The sequence below is a fragment of the Nostoc sp. ATCC 53789 genome, from assembly GCF_009873495.1.
GTDB lineage: Bacteria > Cyanobacteriota > Cyanobacteriia > Cyanobacteriales > Nostocaceae > Nostoc > Nostoc muscorum_A.
This window is the reverse complement of the sequence record NZ_CP046708.1, coordinates 21867-43765: the sequence shown is the minus strand read 5'-3', so window position 1 is coordinate 43765 and position 21899 is coordinate 21867. Positions and strand designations below refer to the sequence as shown.

The 21899-nt window shown below is 42.3% G+C and carries 18 protein-coding genes and 1 pseudogene; 10 read left to right on the top strand and 9 right to left on the bottom strand.

Going from position 1 to position 21899, the window contains the following annotated elements:
* Window positions 1-117: 117 nt before the first annotated feature.
* The 3 genes from mobC to GJB62_RS34975 all read left to right on the top strand — a co-directional run bounded on the left by mobC (window position 118) and on the right by GJB62_RS34975 (window position 6043).
* Complete coding sequence (gene mobC / locus GJB62_RS37870) at window positions 118-630, top strand: plasmid mobilization relaxosome protein MobC (protein ID WP_245246334.1); 513 nt, start codon at window positions 118-120, stop codon at window positions 628-630.
* Complete coding sequence (locus GJB62_RS37865) at window positions 611-3949, top strand: relaxase/mobilization nuclease domain-containing protein (protein ID WP_245246333.1); 3339 nt, start codon at window positions 611-613, stop codon at window positions 3947-3949. The genes mobC and GJB62_RS37865 overlap by 20 nt, the downstream gene beginning before the upstream one ends.
* Before the next feature lie 375 nt (window positions 3950-4324).
* The gene (locus tag GJB62_RS34975; RefSeq protein ID WP_181852796.1) at window positions 4325-6043 is read left to right on the top strand and encodes a hypothetical protein; all 1719 of its coding nucleotides are present in this window, start codon (window positions 4325-4327) and stop codon (window positions 6041-6043) included.
* 81 nt (window positions 6044-6124) lie between these two features.
* On the opposite strand, the gene GJB62_RS37860 is transcribed toward GJB62_RS34975, so the two are convergent.
* Complete coding sequence (locus GJB62_RS37860; protein ID WP_220186628.1) at window positions 6125-6787, bottom strand: hypothetical protein; 663 nt, start codon at window positions 6785-6787, stop codon at window positions 6125-6127.
* A 139-nt stretch (window positions 6788-6926) separates the two neighbouring features.
* Here GJB62_RS37860 and GJB62_RS34965 point away from each other — a divergent pair, with 139 nt between their 5' ends.
* The gene (locus GJB62_RS34965) at window positions 6927-7484 is read left to right on the top strand and encodes an ISAs1 family transposase (protein ID WP_114081705.1); all 558 of its coding nucleotides are present in this window, start codon (window positions 6927-6929) and stop codon (window positions 7482-7484) included.
* The gene (locus tag GJB62_RS34960; RefSeq protein ID WP_159402451.1) at window positions 7481-8017 is read left to right on the top strand and encodes an ISAs1 family transposase; all 537 of its coding nucleotides are present in this window, start codon (window positions 7481-7483) and stop codon (window positions 8015-8017) included. Before GJB62_RS34965 ends, GJB62_RS34960 begins: the two co-directional genes overlap by 4 nt.
* Window positions 8018-8059: 42 nt before the next feature.
* Here the strand turns inward: GJB62_RS34960 and GJB62_RS34955 are convergent, their stop codons facing one another.
* The 4 genes from GJB62_RS34955 to GJB62_RS34940 all read right to left on the bottom strand — a co-directional run bounded on the left by GJB62_RS34955 (window position 8060) and on the right by GJB62_RS34940 (window position 15464).
* Entirely contained in the window at window positions 8060-9598 is a 1539-nt protein-coding gene (locus tag GJB62_RS34955; protein ID WP_114085531.1) for a glycoside hydrolase family protein, read from the bottom strand.
* Between the two features lie 282 nt (window positions 9599-9880).
* Complete coding sequence (locus GJB62_RS34950; RefSeq protein ID WP_147262582.1) at window positions 9881-11530, bottom strand: hypothetical protein; 1650 nt, start codon at window positions 11528-11530, stop codon at window positions 9881-9883.
* A gap of 183 nt (window positions 11531-11713) precedes the next feature.
* Window positions 11714-12115 carry a hypothetical protein gene (locus GJB62_RS34945; protein WP_114085529.1) on the bottom strand — a complete coding sequence of 134 codons (402 nt, stop codon included), beginning with the start codon at window positions 12113-12115 and terminating at the stop codon, window positions 11714-11716.
* A gap of 343 nt (window positions 12116-12458) precedes the next feature.
* Window positions 12459-15464: a Tn3 family transposase gene (locus tag GJB62_RS34940; protein WP_114085528.1), complete on the bottom strand. Its 3006-nt coding sequence runs from the start codon at window positions 15462-15464 to the stop codon at window positions 12459-12461.
* 102 nt (window positions 15465-15566) lie between these two features.
* Between GJB62_RS34940 and GJB62_RS34935 the strand changes: the two genes are divergently transcribed.
* A complete protein-coding gene (locus tag GJB62_RS34935) occupies window positions 15567-16193 on the top strand; it encodes a recombinase family protein (protein WP_114085527.1) in 627 nt (208 codons plus the stop codon).
* Window positions 16194-17439: 1246 nt separating this feature from the next.
* Here GJB62_RS34935 and GJB62_RS37855 read toward each other — a convergent pair.
* Both GJB62_RS37855 and GJB62_RS34930 read right to left on the bottom strand, forming a co-directional pair.
* Window positions 17440-17583: pseudogene (locus GJB62_RS37855) on the bottom strand (integrase); the annotation flags it as partial.
* Between the two features lie 41 nt (window positions 17584-17624).
* Window positions 17625-18233: a tyrosine-type recombinase/integrase gene (locus GJB62_RS34930; RefSeq protein WP_114085526.1), complete on the bottom strand. Its 609-nt coding sequence runs from the start codon at window positions 18231-18233 to the stop codon at window positions 17625-17627.
* Between the two features lie 213 nt (window positions 18234-18446).
* On the opposite strand from GJB62_RS34930, the gene GJB62_RS34925 reads away from it, so the two are divergent.
* Window positions 18447-18731, top strand: a complete 285-nt coding sequence (locus GJB62_RS34925) for a type II toxin-antitoxin system ParD family antitoxin (protein WP_114085525.1) — start codon at window positions 18447-18449, stop codon at window positions 18729-18731.
* Window positions 18732-19046, top strand: a complete 315-nt coding sequence (locus GJB62_RS34920; RefSeq protein WP_114085524.1) for a type II toxin-antitoxin system RelE/ParE family toxin — start codon at window positions 18732-18734, stop codon at window positions 19044-19046.
* Window positions 19047-19425: 379 nt separating this feature from the next.
* On the opposite strand, the gene GJB62_RS34915 is transcribed toward GJB62_RS34920, so the two are convergent.
* Together GJB62_RS34915 and GJB62_RS34910 are read right to left on the bottom strand one after the other, a co-directional pair.
* Entirely contained in the window at window positions 19426-19881 is a 456-nt protein-coding gene (locus GJB62_RS34915) for a hypothetical protein (RefSeq protein WP_114085523.1), read from the bottom strand.
* Complete coding sequence (locus GJB62_RS34910) at window positions 19874-20638, bottom strand: ParA family protein (protein ID WP_114085522.1); 765 nt, start codon at window positions 20636-20638, stop codon at window positions 19874-19876. The genes GJB62_RS34915 and GJB62_RS34910 overlap by 8 nt, the downstream gene beginning before the upstream one ends.
* Before the next feature lie 413 nt (window positions 20639-21051).
* Between GJB62_RS34910 and GJB62_RS34905 the strand changes: the two genes are divergently transcribed.
* Both GJB62_RS34905 and GJB62_RS34900 read left to right on the top strand, forming a co-directional pair.
* Window positions 21052-21489 (top strand): tyrosine-type recombinase/integrase, encoded by a 438-nt coding sequence (locus GJB62_RS34905; protein WP_258551495.1) that lies wholly within the window; start codon window positions 21052-21054, stop codon window positions 21487-21489.
* Between the two features lie 89 nt (window positions 21490-21578).
* Window positions 21579-21899 carry a CU044_2847 family protein gene (locus GJB62_RS34900; RefSeq protein ID WP_114085520.1) on the top strand — a complete coding sequence of 107 codons (321 nt, stop codon included), beginning with the start codon at window positions 21579-21581 and terminating at the stop codon, window positions 21897-21899.

The window sequence follows — 21899 nt, the reverse complement described above, 5'->3', positions numbered from 1 at the left end:
TACGTCAACTCGTTAGTAATATCATCGTGGTGTTAGCCGTGGATTACGCACTTTTCCCCTTAGTGGGTTGTTCCCCTAGTTCTTCTGCCTCCCCAAAAGACTGGTTAAGAGCAAGCCATGCCTAGCACTGCGTGCTGCCGTCGCTACGCTCGGCTCGGCAGGCTTGCCAAAGGGGGAAGTATCCCCACTTTGGAAACCCCCTCTAAAACTGCATCAACTCAAGTTTTACTTATGCCCAAAGCTTCTTCTCAGTCACTCGTCCGCACCAAAATGTTGCAAGTGCGATTTAGCCCAATTGAATACGAGATGATTCGCTCCAAAGCGGAAGATACGAGCATGAGTTTGGCAGAATTAACAAGACGTTGTATATTACTGCGACAAATCCCACCACCACCGCCGCGACTGGGCAGAGTGACAGTAGACACATACTTAGAACTTTTACGCATCGGCAACAATATCAACCAACTGGCCAAAGCCACCAACACCGCCATTAAAATGCAGTTGCCACCGCCAGCATCACCAGAACTTCTACAAGAACTCTTAGAACTGTTACGACACTGCCAACGGGAAATAGCCAATACCTTCATCGAAGAATCGGACGAGGAAACAGATGATTGGCAACCAGACTAAAGGGCGAGGATTCCGAGGACTGCTGAATTATTTGGAGTCTCAGAAAGATGCCAAACTCATTGGTGGCAATATGGGCGGCAATAACGCCCGCGCACTGGCCAGAGAATTCAAAATTTCCCGACAACTAAACCCAGAAGCTGACCGAGTAGTGTACCACGCATCATTATCACTACCAGACAACGAGCGACTAGACGAACTAACCTGGAACGAACTTGCTAACCGCTATCTCGAAGAGATGGGATTTGACAGTAACCAGTACGTAGTCTACAGACACAGCAATACCGAACACGACCACATCCATATTTGCGCTAGCCGCATTCGGTTAGATAACGGGAAGATTGTACATGATAGCTGGGATTACAAGCGCAGTGAAACCATTATTCGGCAGCTAGAACAAGATTATGGTTTACAACAAACCCAGAGCAGTCATGAGAAATTATCACGTAATCCCAGTATTGGACAACAAAAACGGTTAGAAAGAGAACACTCTGAATATATCAACGGTGAGCGCCTTACACCACAAGAGCGCCCCATTAAGCAACAACTCCAGGAATTAATCGACCGTGCCACAATAGACAAACTAACTATGCCCCAACTGGTTGAGCGGTTGCAATTACAAGGTGTAGAAGTTCGCCACGGCTTAACACGTAACGGTAAAAGTAAGGGCATTTCGTACTCGTGGAATGACCAGAAATTCAGCGGCACATCTTTGGGGCCTGCCTATACATTCCCAGGTTTACAAAAACATAAGGGGATTGACTACCAGCCCCAACGGGATGATGAGCTTATTGAGAATCTGTTGAAGAATCCTAAAGAGCAAGCAGTGGAGAGCCAAAGATTCATAAATACAATCGCTGACTTTATCGAACAGTCAGTAGTTGATGATGCCTTGGCTGAAACGTTACCACAATTAACAGAACAACTGTCTGCGTATCAGCAGCAGCTTGAAGCAGGAAAAACCGCATTTGACGACCTGGGAGCCGCGATTGTTAATGAAGAGCAACGACTATCATCACAAAGAGCAGTGGATGCAATCTCTGACTTTATTGAACAGTCAGTAGTTGATGATGCCTTGGCTGAAACGTTGCCACAATTAACAGAACAACTATCTATTTATCGGCAACAACTCTTTCGAGCTAAAACTGCATTCAATGACTTTGAAACAGCGTTGACGACTGAGTTGCAATCCCACGCAGATCAGAAAGCAATTTTGTCAATCTCTGATTATATTGAGCAATCAGCTATCGAGTCAGCTTTAACTGAAACAGTATTAGGATTAACAGAGCAACTATCTCAATATCGGCAGCAACTCCTTGGAGCTAAAACTACATTCAATGACTTTGAAACAGCGTTGACGGCTGAGTTGCAATCCCATGCAGAGAAGAAAACCATTTTATCAATCTTTGATTATATTGAGCAATCAACTATCGAGTCAGCTTTAAGCCAAGCAGTATTACGGTTAACAGAGCAAGTTTCTCAATATCGGCAGCAACTCCTTGGAGCTAAAACTACATTCAATGACTTTGATGAAGCATTGACGGCTGAGTTGCAATCCCATGCAGAAAAGAAAGCAATTTTGTCAATCTCTGATTATATTGAGCAATCAGCTATCGAGTCAGCTTTAACTGAAACAGTATTAGCATTAACACAGCAAGTTTCTCAATATCATCAGCAGCTATTTGAAGCGAAAACTACATTCAATGACTTTGAAACAGCATTGACGGCTGAGTTACAATCTCATGCAGAGAAGAGAGCTATTTTATCAATCTTTGATTATATTGAGCAATCAACTATCGAGTCAGCTTTAACTGAAACAGTATTAGAATTAACAGAGCAACTGTCTCAATACAAAGAGCAACTAGTTCAAGATAAAACTACATTCAATGACTTTGATGAAGCATTGACGGCTGAGTTGCAATCCCATGCAGATCAGAAAGCCATTTTATCAATCTTTGATTATATTGAGCAATCAACTGTCGAGTCAGCCTTAACTGAAGCAGTATTAGAATTAACGGAACAACTTTCTCAATACAAAGAGCAGCTTGTTATAGCTAAAACTACATTTAATGACTTAGATACAGCGCTTGCGAATGAGTTACAATCCCATGTAGAGAAAAGAGCCATTTCATCAATTTCTGATTATATTGAGCAATCAACTGTCGAGTCAGCCTTAACCCAAACAGTATTAGAATTAACGCAACAACTTTCTCAATACAAAGAGGAACTTGTTACAGCTAAAGCTACATTTAAAGACCTGGATGCAGTTCTTGCGACTGAGTTACAATCATATCTAGAGAAGAGAGCCATTTCATCCATTTCTGATTATATTGAGCAATCGACTATCTCTTCAGCATTAACTGAAGCAGTATTAGAATTAACGCAACAACTTTCTCAATACAAAGAGCAGCTTGTTATAGCTAAAACTACATTTAAAGACTTGGATGCAGTTCTTGCGACTGAGTTACAATCATATCTAGAGAAGAGAGCCATTTCATCCATTTCTGATTATATTGAGCAATCGACTGTCTCTTCAGCATTAACTGAAACAGTATTAGAATTAACACAACAACTTTCTCAAAATCAGCAGCAGCTATCAGCCGGAAGAACCATATTCGACGACCTGGAAGCAGCTATTGTTTATTTGGAGCAACTGCATAGATCGCAAAAACCAGTGGATGCAGTTGCTCTTAATCAAACTCCAACTACAACCACAGATGAACCAAAGCTAAAAGATAATCTTTCAGCCGGGTTATATGAGTATTACAGTGCCGACTTGGAACACTTATTAGTGACTGACCGAGATAAAGAAATCGCTATCAGGGCATTATTAGATAATAAACCAGCCCAAGAGGTTGAAGAAATTATCTTTGCCAGTCCAGCCGAATGGACACAAGATGAAGCTAGAGAATTGGTACTTATCGCTAGCAATCAACTGGTAACTAAAAATTCAGAACCAGAACAGTCACTTGACCAAAAGCAGTACCAAGAAGACGAATTATTAGCCAAGGCTGTGCCTATTGCTGTTGAATTAATCAACTGGCAATTAAGAGAAACTGGCTCAAATAGCCTGAGATTCAAACGTGCAACTCTAGAGAAGCAGGGTAAAGAATTGATATTTACCCATGATGAACGAGGTGAAATCTTTCGAGTGGCAGTCAGCCGAAACCAGTCAGGTGAGCTTGAGTATTCATCGATTAATGTCGGGTCAGTAGAAAGAGAAGATATTCAGCTTTGGCAAAAAGCAGACCGCGTATTGCAACGACTAATAAAAGAGTCAGAGCGACAATCAAGAAGACAGACTAAAGGTTTCTCTCTCTAGGTAATGGCGCAACTAAAAACCTAGCAAGCTCAATTATTGCGGTGTCTGCCACAAATTAATTCGTCGAGCCAACCAATTTGTTGCAGGCAGCGGCAGATATTCTGAGAAAGGTCTTAGTTGGGTGGAACAACGCCTTTTTGATTACTGTAAAACCTGACATACTATAATTAGCTACTATATTAAACTTAAAATATAGTACTCTTTATTGTGGATGCTATTTCAATGAAAGTAGCAAGCTTTAGATTACTTATTTTCTTCGTTAAAAGCATTAGATATATTAATTTTTGTCACATAATTTAATTAAATTCTTTATTTTTGCATAAATTACCTTTATGCTAATAAACACTCAAGATAAAGTTAATATTATAAAATATAATGAGCTTGCCATTTCTCTTAAATCTAGTAATCGGCTTAATTTTCATTTACCTAATCTTAAGTTTAATTGCCTCAGAAATTCAGGAGATATTAACCACGCTTTTGCAGTGGCGTGCTGCCCACCTAAAAAAATCAATTGAAATTCTTTTGATTGGTGGTGAGGGAACAGCAAATGATAAAAGAGTAAAGGAGATCGTTAATGATTTATATAATAATCCTCTCATTAAAAATATTAGTCAAGAATCTAAAGAAGGTATCGAAGCATGGCTACGTCAGGCATCTCGATTTTTTGTCACATTCGGAAGAAAAAATAGTCTTACGCTGAATGGCAATGAACCTTCGTATATGCCTTCAGAAACCTTTGCATCGACATTACTGGAGAGGCTTAATCTCTCTGATATCTCTCAGAAAATAACAGTATTTAATCTGCAAAGGATGATTAAATTTGAAATCATTGTCAAAGTTGACGATTACCTTAATAATAAAAATTTAAATATTAGGAATGAAACTCATCAGGCTTTGGAAAGCGAATTTGAGACTTTCAAAAGTAACCTTAAAGCTATTTGTGTAGATTTATATAATGAAAAAACGACTCTCTTAACTAGTATAAATCGGATCAGGGATGAGATTGATTCCTTTATTGAAACATCCAAGCTATTTGCTCCTAGTATTTCCTCATCTTCTCTGAAGCAGGATTCAGAGGAACAAGAAAACAATACCTTAGGTTCACAAAATCAGACTATAAGTGAACAAAACGGAGATCCTGATGTTACAAAATTTATTGCTAAGTTAAAGTCTTTGAAAAATGGGATTTTTTACCAAGGTGATTCTAAGTATAACAATGCAAGCTACAACAACACTGATGAATTAATACGCCGACTACAACCCAGTCCTGCTCATATTTTGGATCTGGTAGTTGGAGAAGTAAAAGTTAAAGGACAGGAAATAAGAAGGCTGAGTAAGACTTACAAGGCTTTTCAAGATGAATTTGAGAATCTTGACAACGATGATGAGATTTATAAAGCTTACGAAGATATTAAGGCAGAGATTGAAGAAATAGGAAGCCGCCTGCCTGACTCAACTCGAGAAAGCTTGGCTGCTTTAGCAAAACGTGCTCAGATTAATCTTAGATCTGCTCAAACTCAAGTGCAATCTGTGGAGGATGAAATCTATCAGTTAAAAACTGAAGTTCAGGTCTGGTTTGATCGCTCAATGGAGCGAGCATCAGGAGTTTACAAACGCAATGCCAAAGGAATTGCCTTCCTGATTGGTTTCTTACTTGCCATTGCTGTGAACGCAGACACCTTTCATATTATCAGTCGGCTAACGACAGACTCCACACTGCGGGATGCCCTTACCACAAATGCAGAATTGGTGACAAAAGATTGTTTGCCAACTCAAGATAATACAAGTGCGAAAACTCCGTATTTAGAATGTGTTCGTCAAAAGGTTAATCCGTCTCTTTCATTGCCCCTCGGTCGGGACAAGGCTAATCTGAAGCAGCAGATAGAAGAGAGTAAAGGATGGTTCTATCCACCACTTAGGAGGTTTTTGGGTTGGATTGTCAGTGGCTTTGCAATCATGATGGGTGCGCCCTTCTGGTTTGAATTGCTCGGCAAGATTATCAACGTTCGTAATGCAGGTAAACCTCCTGAAACATCTATTGATCGACAAGGTACAAATCAGTCTGTTTCCTCTAGTAGCATCGATCCGAGATAGCTTTTAATCATCAATTAAGACTCAAATTGCCTCATAATCTGGTCTAGCTTCTTGTCGGCTCAATGTCTTATTGTCTCACTTTTACCTTTTGTTGGGCAGTGTATCCGTAGGATAAACAGGAATTCTTTGGTGCCAATCTCGGAGTGTAGGATTTTGGGGGGAAAGATGTTGAAGGAAAGTTTCAAAATTTTGACGTTCAGGTGAATTAATAACTCCTAATCCAAAATCAAGAGACGATAAAACCGATTGACGGATGGATAGATTTTCTCGATTGAGAATAGAAACTAGAAAATTCGGATTTTGATTAGCCCATTCCGCAATTACTCCAGCATATACTTCTTCTGAAACTCCATCTAAATAGGGAGACATTTTCACTAAAATCTCTGCCGCTTTCTCGTCTCCCAGTTGTGATTTTTTCCCCAATTTAGTCATTGTAGGCAGTCCTAAATTCATTAACAGATCGCGACCTGCATCGCAGGAAATGCGAGAAATTTGGTTTCTTATCAACCAACCCGAAAGAGGAAAATTAATTTTTAACCATCTTTGACGGTGCTGGCTGATTTGAACTGAGCTACCACTCGGTAAAGTTGCCAAAATATTACCTGTTTTAACTTGAGAAGAGGAACGAATGTTGACATATCCATCTTTGGTAGTAACAAAAAATTTCTGGCACGTGTCAGATGGCGTAGCAGGATTACTAGCAATAACTAAGGCAAAGACAAAAGAAAAGATAATATCAGACATTATGCTTAATTGTTATCTAATTATATTTTTTAAAAATAAAAAAATATATCTAAATAATTAATTACCCCCCTTAAACTGAGGCAGGGCTGATTCATCCCCTAAAACCTGTAAAATAGCAAGTGTTTAGGGGATAAAAATTATGGGTGCGAATCTAATCGAACAGTTAAAGCAAGTGGAAGACTTTAGGACAAAAGATGGTCGAAGACATCCACTTTGGTTGGTTTTATTGTTTGTAATAATGGGCACTATGAATGGATATGTGGGATATCGTGGGTGGGGAGATTTTGTGAATAGGCATAGTCGGGTATTAATAAAGAAATTTGGTATCCAAAAACATGGAGTTCCATCTTATTCAACTATCCGACGTGTAGTGATGGGAGTAGAGTTTGATAAGCTGGCGGAAAAATTCAATGATTGGGCTAAAAGTTATGTTGAAATAGAAGAATTAGAATGGTGTGCTATGGATGGGAAAAGTATTAAGGGGACGGTGAAAGACTACAATTCATCTCAGCAAAATTTTGTCAGCATAGTATCAGTATTTGCTTGTAAAAGAGGGCTGGTCGTCGGGATGAAAAAATTTGAAAACCATGATAAAAGCGAAATCCAGGTTGTACAAGATTTAATTACAGCAATGGATCTACAAGGTGTGGTTTTCAGCTTTGATTCCTTACATTGCCAAAAAAAACTTGTGAGATGATTATAAAAAGTTGTAACGATTACGTCATTGCAGTTAAAAATAATCAGCCAAAACTACATAGCCATATTCAACGCATTGCTGCTCTGAGAAAACCAACAAGTCGTATAGTTGAGACAGAGAAAATTAGAGATAGATTGACAACACGTACTGTAGAAGTATTCCATGAGATCAAGGGAATTGATCCAAAATGGATAGGGATAAACTCTTTAATTAGAGTGGAAAGAGTTGGAACAAGAAAAGGCAAAAAATATCACGAAATTGTCTGTTATATTAGCAGTCTGCTCGGTACAGCTAAAGAATTTGCTATCGGTATTCGCGGTCATTGGGGTATCGAAAATCGCCTCCACTGGGTGAAAGATGTTGTTTTCAAAGAAGATAGTTCCACAATCCGTATGGGTAATGCTCCGGCAAATCTTTCCATTACCAGAGCAATCGCACTCAACATCATTCGCCGCAATAGTTATGCTTCTATAACAATTGCTCACAGATTTCTATCTCATGATATTGACAAACTCCTTGCCCTTGTGGAATGAATCAGCCCTGCTTAAACTGAGGGGGGTAACGGATAAGAACGTTTATGGTTTCGGGCTTGTTCCTAAACCCCAATCAACATAGAAGTCTCTCGGATCGGTCTCGCGCAACCAACTGACAAATCGTTGATAATCGGCAATAGTATATAATCCGACGCAACCTGCTGTTCCAGGAAAGCCTGCTCGCCGATTTGAGTCGATGTGAATTTCGATCGCACTTCGTCGGGTCGAACTCGGTCCCACGTAGGTTAGGGGAGTAGAGACAGGCCCAACCCCAGGAGTAGAGAATTCTCCGAAGTACTTATCCTTTTCCTTTGCCCATTTAATGTCCTCGATCCGCCATTTTCCTTCCGGCAGAGGTTGTAAGGATTTAGGAACGCTGTTAGGTCCAGTTTTAAAAACCTGCTGGCCAGGGGTACCAGAACACACATTCAAGGAATCTTTAAGCTGTCCATCTTTGTAGTATTCCATTTTGAGGACGAGACACCCGTACTCATCTTTTTGTCTGGTTTTGGTCAATTTGAGGTAATTTTTTCCAGGATTTGTGGGAGAAGCAGGGGGTGTAGGGATAGGTGGCGCATCTTGCCCCCAGAGTTTCTCCCAAGTTAATGAACCGACTTTGCCGTCAGCTTCGTTTTGTCCAAAATATCTTGCCTGAAAAACTTTAACGGCTTGATCGGTATTAAAACCGAAGTTTCCGTCAATTTCTCCTTGATAATATCCCAAGTCCCTTAGACGCGTTTGTAGCTTCTCGATATCCTCTTTGACGGAGGCTAGAGTTCCGTCTTCCGCTCCCATCCCCATAATTAAGAGGGGATTTTGCAAACTAGGAGGATTTTCAACTTTTGTGATCGAGGCTGGTTGCCTCTTTTCGATGAGAATTCGCTCACCAGAAGGAACCGCTTTACTGGTGGCAAGGAGGAAATTTTGGGCGTTGGGATATTGACGCAGGACAGTAATCAAATCTTCTTTTTTGGGACTTTCTAGAGTTAGAATTTCTACGACATCTTTGCCCTTACGAGCAACGATAATAGTATTATCGTCGCTGATACTTTCTCGATAGCCTTCCAACCAAGTAACTTCATTTTGCGGTGACGGTTCTGCTTTCTCCAGTGGAGTCCCGTTACCAACAGTTTCTTCAAATAAAGCCTTTTCATCTTTGCGCCGATTAGTCAATCCGTCGATGACTTTCTTGACACCATCTTTAGTCGCTTTATTCCAGACTAAAAATTGCTCTCCTGCTTCAGAATAATTTCCTGCGTTAAGTTTTTTGAGTAAGGTACTCCCTTTAAATCCTGCTGCTCCTACGTTGTAACAAAAAGAAACCAAAGCATCAAATTGATTTTGATTGAGCGTAACTTGAACATTTCGATTAACTATTTCAGCAAATTCATCACACTCTAACTTCATCAAATCTTCAGCTTCTGGTTCTGAAATGACATCTCCCATTTGGACTTTTTGCCCATTTGGATAACGAATTGTTCCATAACCAATGGTAGGAATATTTACAGGATCTAAATAAGCTTTGGCACTGAATCCTTCCCATTTTTTAATTAGATCGAGACAATTCTGCGAAATATTCATTTGAAAATTCCTCCAGTTTATGTATCAAAACTCAAATATTACAATAGTTATGAGGGCTTGTTTGGCTGTTTCTTTATTCGCTATTCGCTCTGCATACTTCTCAAGTAAGTGATAATATTATCAGGAGCAACTACACTAGATGAACGTAAATTTAATCTGTTGAAATGACTCTAAAATCATTCATCACTAAACCTCCACATTTTTATTTATGTTTGGCTATTTGCTAGAAAGCATATCTTCGGATTGGGCTTGAGTCTTAAACTCCTAAGTACTGGTTAGATATCAGGGGAAATTATGTAAGACAAGACGTAGAAAAAAGTTCCCAACCGACGAGTCGGAAGCAGGGGCAATAGTTTGCATATAACCTGTTTCCAAACTACCGTTAATAATATTCACTTGTATTCCCGCTCCAACCGCTGCCCAAGTTGTACTACCCAGTCCATTGTTTCCGCTGATTTGCGCGGCATCAAAAAGCAACATCGGTTTGATAGAGTAAATATTCGCATGATCAGCAATATAGTTTACCGTAGGAGCAATATCTCTTTTTACAATCCTATCTGCTCGATTATCAGCTTCTTCACTTGAATAGCCTTGCTCTTCTAGATAAACTGCAATGGAATTTCTCGCAGTATTAACTTGCCCTTTAAGAATCGAACGAAGTGTTCTGCCATTATCAATTTCAATGTCTGGTATAAGAGGTTTGGACCACTGGGCGATTGGAAATGTCAGATTAAGATTAATATGCCAGTAGAAATTTCCTCCACTTACTAAACCGTTTGAACCACGCAGTCCTGCTTGCTGTTCGCCGAAACTACGGAGAATAGGACCCGATGGAAAGTCTTTCACTTGGGCATCGCCTAACTGTTCGTAGAGATAGTTAGAGACTGAATTGCCACCAAAAAATCTGCTGTATTCAGGAGAATTACCCCAAGCATAGCCACTACCAGCTATGATTTCCAGCCCTATAGTGTTGTGTCCATGCCCTAGTTCTGTAGCGTAACCCGCACGCACCGCGAGTCTTTGATAGGAACTTGAGTTGCTAGGAAAACCGCTATCGAACCATACTCCCATACGTCCGAATCCATTACCTATTCGACTGTCACCTAATGCATAGAGTTTTAATCCGATATCGGAATTTTGGACTGGATCACTGTTACGCAAATTATAAATGTTTTGCAGCAACCTCACACTACTACCGAGTGCATAAGCGTCAAAAAACGATTGGTCGAGTCGTCCCTGTATTCCTCCTTCGATCTGGACTTGTTCGCGCCAGTTTTGTCCTTCACCTAGTGGCTCAAATCTATTGCCGTAACTGATTGAAATATTCTCTCCAGGTTGTCCACTATAGTTGAAATGAGTATATTCCAGTCCTGTATTGAGGTTGTAAAATGGTTGACTGAGTGAGCGACGAGCGCTCAAATTCAGGTTTAAATTGGTTGTCTGATCGCCATTGTCTGTAGTGGTTCTTGGAGGAAGGTTGAGTAGATCGGTCGTGGTTTGTAAATAAAGCGATTCACTGTAATTTCGATCTGCCAAGATACCAATCACCGGCAATGTTGCTAGTAGCTCAGATGGAACACCTGTAGAAAACGAAGGAGTATTCACACGGGGAATAGGCAATACATTATTTCCCACACTCAACAAATCTACACGCACAGAGTAAGGGTGAATGACGATTTCTACCTGTTTGGGGTTAGTTTCATCGGAAACATCACAAGTCTCGGAATCGACGTACAGAATGGAGTATGCTCCATTAGACAAATTAAAATTATTCTCTTTTTCTTCAAACCACTCACTGACTTTTGTCTGAGCATCACTAACATTGGCGGGAGAATATTGTTCTCCAATATTTACAGTATTCTTAATGATTTCTAGTAAATCGTTTGGTATCCATTTTCCTTCGATACGTACAGAGCGGACTATAAAATCCATCTCTTCAGTAATTGCATTTTTGTTTTTACAGCTTGCATACGTTTGAGCATTGGCATTATTCGGAAGAATCAAGCAGCCTATCAAGCAGAACAGACAGGGAATGCTTTTTTCAATAAACTTAGACAATAATAATGTCATTTTTTCGAGGGATACTATACCCATCTCTCTGGAATAATGTAATCGTCAGGCTAGCACCGCATTTTTTATGACAAGGTTAGCGTTCTTCTGATCTTCTGTAGTCGGCGTTTCCCCTTTGACTGCAATGGTCTTAACAACGGGATAGACGTTCTCGCGAAATTCTCGCACCTGAGAGCGCTTCATACCTTCATCTGTAATAGCCGCAACTTTTTCAATTTCATTGGGATCACCAGCTACGTACTCAACACTGATAATCTCTACAAAATTGTTGTCAATCTTCTTATATAGATCAAAAAGAAGTTTCCAAACCTCTTCGTTGTTAGCTGTGCAAGCCTTCTGGATTTCGATAATAAACTTGTAACCTGCTTCGGGGCTATAAACCATAACCTTAAGCAGGAAAGGTCTACATTTTTGAGGATTGATTATGACTATGCTGCTAGATGACATAAAGATTTCCCTTAAACTAATATTCAAAACATGGAAGTAGATTTGTTGTCCGTTTCTTTCTGATTACATCTTTTAAAGTAAAACTTGCTTCATACTTGGCATCACCGTGCCAAAACGTGTTGCATTGTACGCGCTTGGAATTGATGCTAACCTCAACGCTATGAAAATCAGTTGTTTTGAGCAAATGGCATACCTGTATTTATCACTTTTGACTCGAATTAGTCTTTCCAGATGGTGCAGAGTATTGTTACTACTCTGCACCAATCAATTGAGGGTAAAGGGGTGAAATGAGCAACCGTACAGAAAGTTACGCTAAGGCTGAAACGCATACCACACAAGCATTCTAATCATCCTGTTCGTTAGGGTCTTTTGGATCGCGCAGCGAACGCATTTCCCCCTGCATAACTGCAAGAGGCAAAGAGAAATGATAACGTCCCAACATATTGATGTGAGAATGTCCCAAAGGCGATAGCCGCGCTAGATCCTCAAGATTCATGCTTTGTTGGGAGCCGATAGAGCTAAGTGCAGCATCCATATAATATGTATTCCATAGTACCAAAGCATTGACGACCAACCCCAAAGCCGAAAGTTGGTCTTCTTGTCCCTCTCGGTAACGTTGGCGCAACTCTCCCTTTTGACCATGAAATATAACTCTAGCGAGTCCGTGCCGTCCTTCACCGCGATTTAGTTGAGTCAAAATTCGACGACGATAAGCCTCATCATCGACATAGTTTAATAGGTACAAAGTTTTGGCTATACGCCCCAACTCCCCAATCGCCCGACCCAGAACAGAAGGTTTTTCACCTCGGTATAAAGTTCGCATAATATCTGTTGCGCTCACCGTTCCCAACTTTAAAGAACCTGCAACTCGCAGCATGTCATCCCAATAATTCTCAATAAAAGAGGTATTGACCCGTTGCCGTGCTATTCCATTGAGAACGCCATAATCGGCTTCAGAGTCCAAACGCCAAAAGCGAGCCTCCCCTACATCAGCCAGTCGGGGGCTGAACTGATAGCCTAGTAGCCAGAAAAGACCGAATATCACATCACTGTAACCGCTTGTATCAGTCATGATCTCCTTGGGACGAAGAGAGGTCTGTTGCTCCAAAAGCCCGACCAGCACAACCAGGGAGTCACGCAGCGTTCCAGGAACCACCAAACCGTGAAAACCTGTAAACTGGTCTGAAGTAAAGTTGTAGTAAGTAATACCTCGACCCCGACCAAAATATTTGCTATTTGGGCCTGAATTTAGTGTTTGTACAGGCACCACAAAACGCAATCCATCTGCTGATGCGACTTCTCCCCCACCCCAAGTCTGCGCCAATGGAATATGAGTTTGAGCATCAACCAACCGCGCATTAGCACTCTTCAAGGTTTCAGAACGAAGGTAGTTTTGTTGTATCCAAGCCAGTCGATTACGAGTTAGGGCTGGGATATCTGCACGGGTAACTGGCTTCAACCCGATGTTGCAACTTTGAGCTATCAGCACTGCACAGACACTAATGTGTAAATCAGTTACTCGTGAGCTATCCTGACTACCGTGGTTAAATTCATCCATAAACCCTGTTTTGGCATGGATTTCCAGTAGGGCTTCTGGCAAATCCACACGGGGGAGTAGTTCTGCTACCAGTATTTTGAGAGCCTTCAAGCTGGCAGGTTCTTCTAACTTATCCAGGTTGGTTACTGTTAAAGTATCACGCCCTTTTTTGTTAGGTTCGACCCTTACTGCTGCATTACTGGGCAGATTATTAGCAGTACGATGAAATGCTTCATCGAGTTGCTGTTTCAACTTGGACAGTTCCGCTGCGGGTGTTGGTTGTAGGTTTAGTGCGCGACAGACTTGTGGTCTGGCTGATTCCCAATATGAACCTTGCAGTAACTTGGCATGGGGGTTGCTCCAACGGATACTAGGGGTGATAAACAGTTCTCGACGGCGCAATCCCTCACATAATCGCTCTAAAGTACAGAAAGTGTAAGCGCGACGGTCGATATCTGCATTGGGTTGTACAATTAATTGCAGCCAGCCTTTAGTAATGCCATTGAGTGGAGCAGTATCCATCAAGGGATTTGCTTTCTTCTCAATACTTTTGAGAAATTCCACAGCCTTAAGAATTGATTGACCAGCTTTGGTTGCTTGAAAATCAATTGTCCGCAGCAGTGAGGGGAGAAATCTGCGAACAATTGTCCAACGCTTCAACAGTTCTGGGTAATAGTCATCTTCTGGTGGTCTAGCTAGTTCTTCCACCTTTGACACAGAAGCTTGTAGCTTCTCTTGAGGAATAAGTTGAAAAATAACTTCACGCACGCTTTTATCTTCACAATTGGGGTCAAGTATAACTGCACAGGCTGTACCCAATCGCAAAGCTGACGCATCCAGGTCTTTGATCGTGCGTAACCGTTCTTTTTTTCCATCCCGCACTGACTTGGCGAGTAAATCCTTGATCAACAATTCCAGCACATCGAGGGTATCATCAGCAGCAAGAGCTTCCAAGGTATGAATAAAGGCAAGTAGAGTCGCAATTCTCCGCTCAAACGGCATACGGGCAATTGCCTGAACTCGAATTGTTGCTGCATGGCGGGCAAGAGCTTTTAATCTGCTGGCTGGGATATTAGAGAAATTCAAGGCGTTGATCCCAAGGGAACGCACTTTAACTAGACGGTTCAAAGCATTGACCAAAGCGGGAGCGCTGTGACGAGTTGGCGATCGCCGTAATTGGTCGAGTGGTGTGTACCAAGTTTTCTCATCGGTTACTAGTAAGGCTTCAAGCTTTGAGCGTTGTTCCTTTGAAGGAATTTTGGCTAAAATTTGCCACAGCCTCTTCGCCGTCCGCTCTCGGACACTGGCAACCAGACGCTCCAGAACTGTAACTCCAGGTAAAAGGATTTTATGTTCAACTAACCTTGCTGTCACCAAGTCAAATAAAACACTTGGACTCTCGGAACCAACCCAGGCACGTCCATACAGCCAACGAACCAATTGCCAGTGTCCTGGTTGCCCGCTAAAATCTCGATAGCCATAAAGTTGTTGAATCTCACCCTGATGCTCCCAATGGGTTACGGAACGCTCAAGGTAGCGTGGCAAACACTCGATATCTGAGATTCCTAACTGAGTGGCTACGTGGATTATTACACCAAGCGGAACATCAATGGGATTTTCCAAAAAAGTTCCCAGAAACCTGACGCTAACTAGCTGCAAGGCAAAACCCAGGCGGTTTTGATTTCCACGTCGAATTAGAACACTATCAAAATCCGTATCATCAAGATGGAAGTAGCGAGCCAATTGCATTGGCGTTGGTTCCGACTCATAGCGTCCGTAGCGTTGTCGCTGTTCAAGAGTAAGGAATCCCATTCATAAGTCCTACTTCGTATTAATTAAAGTGTAGGTTATTTGGTACAATAAATTGCAACGGTGCAGTACGGGTTTGAGACCTATAAAATCCAGAGGGTTTAATTGGTACAAAGAATTGCCATTTATTGTCGGGTTTCAACAACTGACCAGTCTTGTGAGCGGCAAGAACGGGACTTATTAGAGTATGCTGCTGTTTGTGGTTTTGAGGTAGTTGGTGTTTGGAAGGAAACAGCCTCTGGAATTAAACACAACCGCTCTGAGCGACAAAAGGTTATGGCGTTAGCTCAAAGTCATAGTATTGATGCAATTTTGGTGACGGAGATGACCCGATGGGGACGTAGCACTATTGACCTGATTGAGACGTTGCAGTTACTCCATAGTTGGCATGTTTCCTTAATTGCTCAAACCGGATTGCAATTTGATTTGAATACACCCCAAGGCAGGCTAATTGCCCATCTAATGGCATCTTTGGCTGAATTTGAACGGGATTTGGTACGAGAAAGGGTGCGTTCGGGGGTGGCTGCGGCTAAAGCAAGAGGTCAAAAGTTTGGCAGACAGCCAGGACAAAGGCTCAAAGCAGATAAGTTGGGCCCCAAAGTTTTGCAGATGGTGCAACAGGGGTACTCTTACCGCAAAATTGCAGAAAAACTCAACCTCAGCAAGACAACTGTCAATGATATTGTCAAACGTCACAGGCAGTCCGGCTCTGAATCGGCGTTGGAGAAGTAAATCTGAAAAGCTTATCTAGTAATCGTTTCAGCCTTAGCGTAACTTTCTGTACGGTTGCTCATTTCACCCCGTAAACAGGCGCTCACGGGTGCTGTAGAAAAGAGAGGGGCTAAGATGCTTGCTGGGCATGGCTTTTACCCTTAGCGTACAATTTTCCCGTTTTGGCACGGTGATACCTACTTACAGCTATCAGAGGTTGATTGGGAAATTATGCAAGAGCGTTTGAAGTAATTACGACCGCGCATGACAACTGCGAAACAAGCGTTCTTGTATCTGAGAAAATTAACGCTTATTCCGCCTACCATAAGGCACATTCAGCAAATCAATCGCCCGTTTATTGGCCGCTTCCCCACGCCGATCATATTTACTTGTAGTAATAGGGGTGAAATGAGCAGTCGAATAGAAACTTACGCTAAGGAATTGATTAGCCGTTTTGAATATTGCGTAGCTTGCCGCCGCAGGCATCCCCTCTTATAAACCTGTACCAATTGATCTGTCTGAAATTTCAAAGCCTCAAATCCTTACTGTGCCGTACAAAAAAGCTGTACCAAATAATCTATAGGTTAATTGGTACATCAAGAATTGCGAAAAATATCGATTTTCAGAATGCTTATCCAGTAAGGGTTACAGCCTTAGCATAACTTTCTGTACGATTGCTGATACCGTTGGCGAAATATTGCTTAATATTAGTGACACTAGTTTTTGTAACACAGCCGTGGTATCTGTAGCGACCTGCAATACTAATCGCTCAAACCTGCAATCAAGACATTTACAAACCAGGATTAAATGCAACTATAATTGTGCTTCAGCCAGGATTAAATGCAACTGAGCCAGGATTATTTGCAACCAACCTGCAATCATCGCTTTGAGCCAGGATTAAATGCAACTATAAAAGTTAAAAAAACGAACGTTTTCTTAACTGCCGCATTGGTAAGGCTTTCGGAACGTTAAACCGTTGTTTTTCAAGTAAAAAAACTCGGTAAATATTTCATTGTTAATTTATCAAATTCTGAAATGAGTTTTTTGACCAACTCCTGCCAATACTGAAAACTCAGTCATAGTAAGGTGTTGAGCTTATTTGCAATTAATCCTGGTCGAAACGGATGATTGCAGGCTGGTTGCATTTAATCCTGGTTCAGTTGCAATTAATCCTGGTTCAAATGAAATTATAGTTGCAAATAATCCTGGTTTGAAAATAGCTTGATTGCAGGTTGGGGGATTTATAATTGCAGGTCGCTACAGGTATCTAACGTCTCTTGTAAGGCACATTAAGCAAATCAATCGCCCGTTTTTTCGCCGCTTCCTCACGCCTATCGTATTTACTTGTAGTACTTGGCGATGCATGACCTGCAAATTTCGCTATCGTAACGATATCTGCTCCCGCATCCAACTAACGCCTAATAAAGGCAAGGGACACGAAACATCGTCAGCTTAAAAGGGGCTGACAGTCTGCCCAAAATCCAGGGCGGCAATGGCGTTTTCCTTGTGCTGGTCAGTCACACCTAAATAGCGTTCCAGGGCGGCTAGGCTCCGGTGTCCGCTGATGGATTGAATGTGCCGTAGGGGTATCCCTGCATCACTCATAGCCGTTAAGCAGGTTCGGCGGAAAGAATGGGTACTCATGCCCCGTTCCTCTAACCCTACCCTTTGCAGGGCTTCTCTCATCAGCCGGTCGGCACTGGCTTGGTGGATGTGGTTCAGTCCGTGCCTGCCAGGGAAGAGATGCGGATTCTTGCCCCTGACTTTGATAAGTGGGGCGTAGGCTTCAAGGTAGTCTTTCAGGATGGGGTGAATTTGAATCTCCCGCGTGTCGCGTCCGCCTTTGGTGTTATAACTGCGAATAATCAACTTCGGCCTCACGCCTCTAGGCGTGATCACATCGCCCTTGAGCAGGGTACAGACTTCGTTGATTCTGGCTCCGGCATAGAGGCAGACACCGAACAGAGCGCGATCGCGCGGGTTGACAAAACCCTCACCAAACAGCAAGGATATTTCTTCAGGTTTCAGTATTTCGGCTTGGCCGAATCCGTTGATTTTCACACCTTTAAGACTATGCTGGGATATTACACTTTCCTAGCGTAGCAGGCTCAACGCCTGGTTTTCCGTCCCGCTCCCCTGAAAATCAGAAAATCTTATCGGTGGATTTTTGCACAGCGATAAGCTGGGCTTAATAATATCTTGGTTCGCCCTATAGATATGTGTATGATTTAATCATACACTGTGAGAAAATCCTTTCAGGAAAGAGAATATCTTATGAGAACCACACAGCCCCTTAGCATCACGTTGCCGCATGACATGATGGAAATGGTTAAAGCCAAGGTCAGTTCGGGCGAGTATGCGACAGAAAGCGAAGTCATCCGCGACGGGCTTCGCACCCTTCAGGCGCGTGATGCAGCTTTAGAGAAGTGGTTGCACGAAGAAGTTGTCAAGAGCTATGACGAATGTAAGGCGGATGAAAGCCTGGGTATTCCGGCAGAAGATATAGTGGCGCGTGTCCGCTCCAATTACCGCAAGCGCACGACCCAAGCAAACGGCTAGATGAAACAATATAATGTCATCTTCTCGCCACGCGCCGAGCGCCAACTTGATACGCTTTACAGTTATATTGCGGATCATAGCGGGGAAGAGCGGGCAGAGCGTTACATCAGCGACATTGTTGCTTTCTGCCAGCGTCTTTCCCTCTTTCCAGAACGCGGAACGAAGCGTGATGATTTGCGTCCAGGGTTACGGGTCGTTGGTTATGCCAAGCGTGTCACCGTTGCCTTTTCGGTAGAAAGTGACAGGGTGATGATCCACGGTATTTTTTATGGTGGGCAGGATTATGATTTCATGATTGAGGCGGATGAGCCTTGAATCCGGTATGTGTCGTGGATTCAGCATCTTGACTTGAGCATTGCTTAACTCAGGGTAGGGGAAAACGGGCAGAAGGGGCAAGGCGCGGTGATAATTCAGGGGGCATCACCAGGATTTTTTGCGCCTTGCCCCTTGCCTGTTTAGCGCAGCGTTCCCCTGCCCGCCCCATTTGATTGCTGTTGATGACGAGTACAAGGTTCGGTTTTTCGCATTTTTAACAACAAAGACATAATGACCAAATTACTGAATTTAGTCATTTAGTAATTATTGATTTCCTCATTTATCCCCTTTTGCTCTGACATCAGAATTCGCGTCAGATGCAAACAAACAGAAACAATGGCTTGCCTTTGTGCAAAGGGGACAACTAAAGACACACCGTTTAGGTATTAATTTTCTTCGCCATTGTCTGAAATTTCCGTTGCTCGCCCGCCTGCTTGCGCTGCTGATACCGTTTTTTGGCTTCCTCTAATATGTCCTGCATCAATTCTTCGTTTTGAGAACAAACGATAAAGGCAGCTTCTATAAAGGTGTCCCTGGTAACTTTTTTGGCGGTGCAAAAAACATCTAGTTCAGTGTCTATGTCCTGTTCCAGCCTGATGGTTCGCCGGACAGTCTGCGGTAAATCGCTTTGCTGCTCTTGAGGGGAAACAGTGGGGTTGTCCTTTAGCCCTTCACTATTAGCGGAATCTTGTTCTTCTGTATTTTTTGAATGACTAAATTCAGTCATTTGGTCATTAACTATTTCTGTATTTTCTTTTTTGACCAGAGATGTATCTCTAGTTGGCACGGTGGGACGCGCCCCCTTTTTTTTCAAACGGTCAAAAACATCAGACATTTTTCTGTAACCCCTCGATAATCTGCTGGAAGGGGGCTTCGAGTTGGGTAAAGCCGAGGGAGGACAGGGTTACACCCTTATCAATCGCTTTTTTGAATTGTTCTGATTCTAGAATTGACGGTAAGACAGGGATGGTTTCTGCAATTGTTCGCATCGTTTCAATGCTTGTCTTGCTTTGGGCTACCTGGTTATTCCCTACCCACTTATCTCTGAAAGGCAAGATGCCCAGTATTTCACCTGAAAAAGCATCAATTTCTCTAAGTTCTTCAATCAAGGCAAGGGTGCGGATGAGAGAATTTACCCCTTTGGATGATGCTTCCGCCGGGATGATAATATGGTCAGCCGCCCCCGCCGCCGTCAGACAAATTTGCGATCGCTGGGGCGGCGGATCAATGATGCAGTATTGGAATAAATCAGCGACTTCTTTTAATCGCTTGCTGAGAACAATCGCCCCCATGCCGCTACTGGATAGAAACTCTTGCGCTTTATCCAGCCCGTCATCTGCCGGAATGAGCCACAGGTTCTCACCCACTTCATAGATACCATCTTCTGTACTCACCTGTTTTTTTAGGACTTCCAGAAGCGTAGGCTGGTTTTCTTCAACTTCATGACCAAGATAAAAAGTCAGGTTGGATTGAGGGTCAGCGTCAACCATCAACACCCGCTGCCCTGACTGAGCAAGCCTTCTGCCTAAAAGAATAGCAGTAGTGGTTTTACCCTGACCACCGGAAAGGGATGTACACGTAAGAATCAACATTGACCTGTCTATTGTTTTTTTGTAAAAGAATTAGCGTCAATACGCAAGTTAGTCAAGACATTAATACTAAATGACGTTTTTATATAATGCAATAATTGTTTAATTTAGTCATTACTGAATGACTAAATTGTGAAATGACTAAATTAAGCAATTCGTGAGGCCCCGACGAACTGGGGACACTTCGTTTAGAGCGGGTGGTGTGGGGGACGGCATCACCCGCTCTAAACCGGGTTAATTGTACTCTAAGGCTGAAAGTAAGATGAGGTAAGCCTTTCGAGAAGCGCTTTTTGGTGAAAAAACTATGATTATGCTGCTAGTTTTGATCGAGTTTGAACGAAAAATCGTCGTTTCAGGCACTTGAATTTTTCGATTCGTACAAAAAATCTTTTTTGGCACAGTGACGCCATGTGGAAGTGTGGGAGAATGAAAGCGACACAATTCACCTTAAGTGGAAGAATTTAGCACCACGAGGTGACAGTGGACAGGTGACGGTGTTGGGGAAGGGGAGTAAAACGCGATCGGTGTTGCCGCTCAAGTCGATTTGGGATAATTTAATGCAGTTGCGGGGGAATGCAGCTGATAGTGACCCGGTATTTTGTAGTCGCAAGGGCAAGGGACATCTCGACCGCAAGACTATTAATAAGATAATTGCGGCGGCGGCGAAACGGGCGGGGTTGGATGCGAAGGTGTCACCTCACTGGTTGCGTCATGCCCATGCTACACATTCCCTAGAACGTGGAGCGAATATTGGGTTGGTGCAGCAGACTTTGGGCCACGCTAATGTTTCTACTACCAGTAGGTATTTGCACGCTAGACCCAACGATAGTAGTTCTATGTATTTGCCTGTATAGGTATCAACATGAGATGTTGATATAAGGTTTATTTGAGTTTAAAGCTAAAAAACAATGATTTATAAAAAATTTTGTAGAGGGGTAAGCCTGTGAAGCGTATCGTAGAATTTCCTTTGGAAAATGGCGACTCGATTCTTGTGGAAGTGGATGAGCCTGGACTAACTGATGAGCGTATCGGTTTGCGAGATGAAGTCCTTGAAAAAGCTAAAAAAACTTTTGAGTCTGCTCTGGAACAAGTTAAGCCCATAGCAAATGTCATTATGACTAAAGTAAATAGTCTTAATCAGCCTGCGGACGAAGTAGAAGTCAAGTTTGGCATCAAAATGAGTGCAGAACTTGGAGCAGTCATCGCTTCTGGCAATGGCGAAGTTAATTATGAAATTACTTTAAAGTGGAAACGAGAGTCGTAA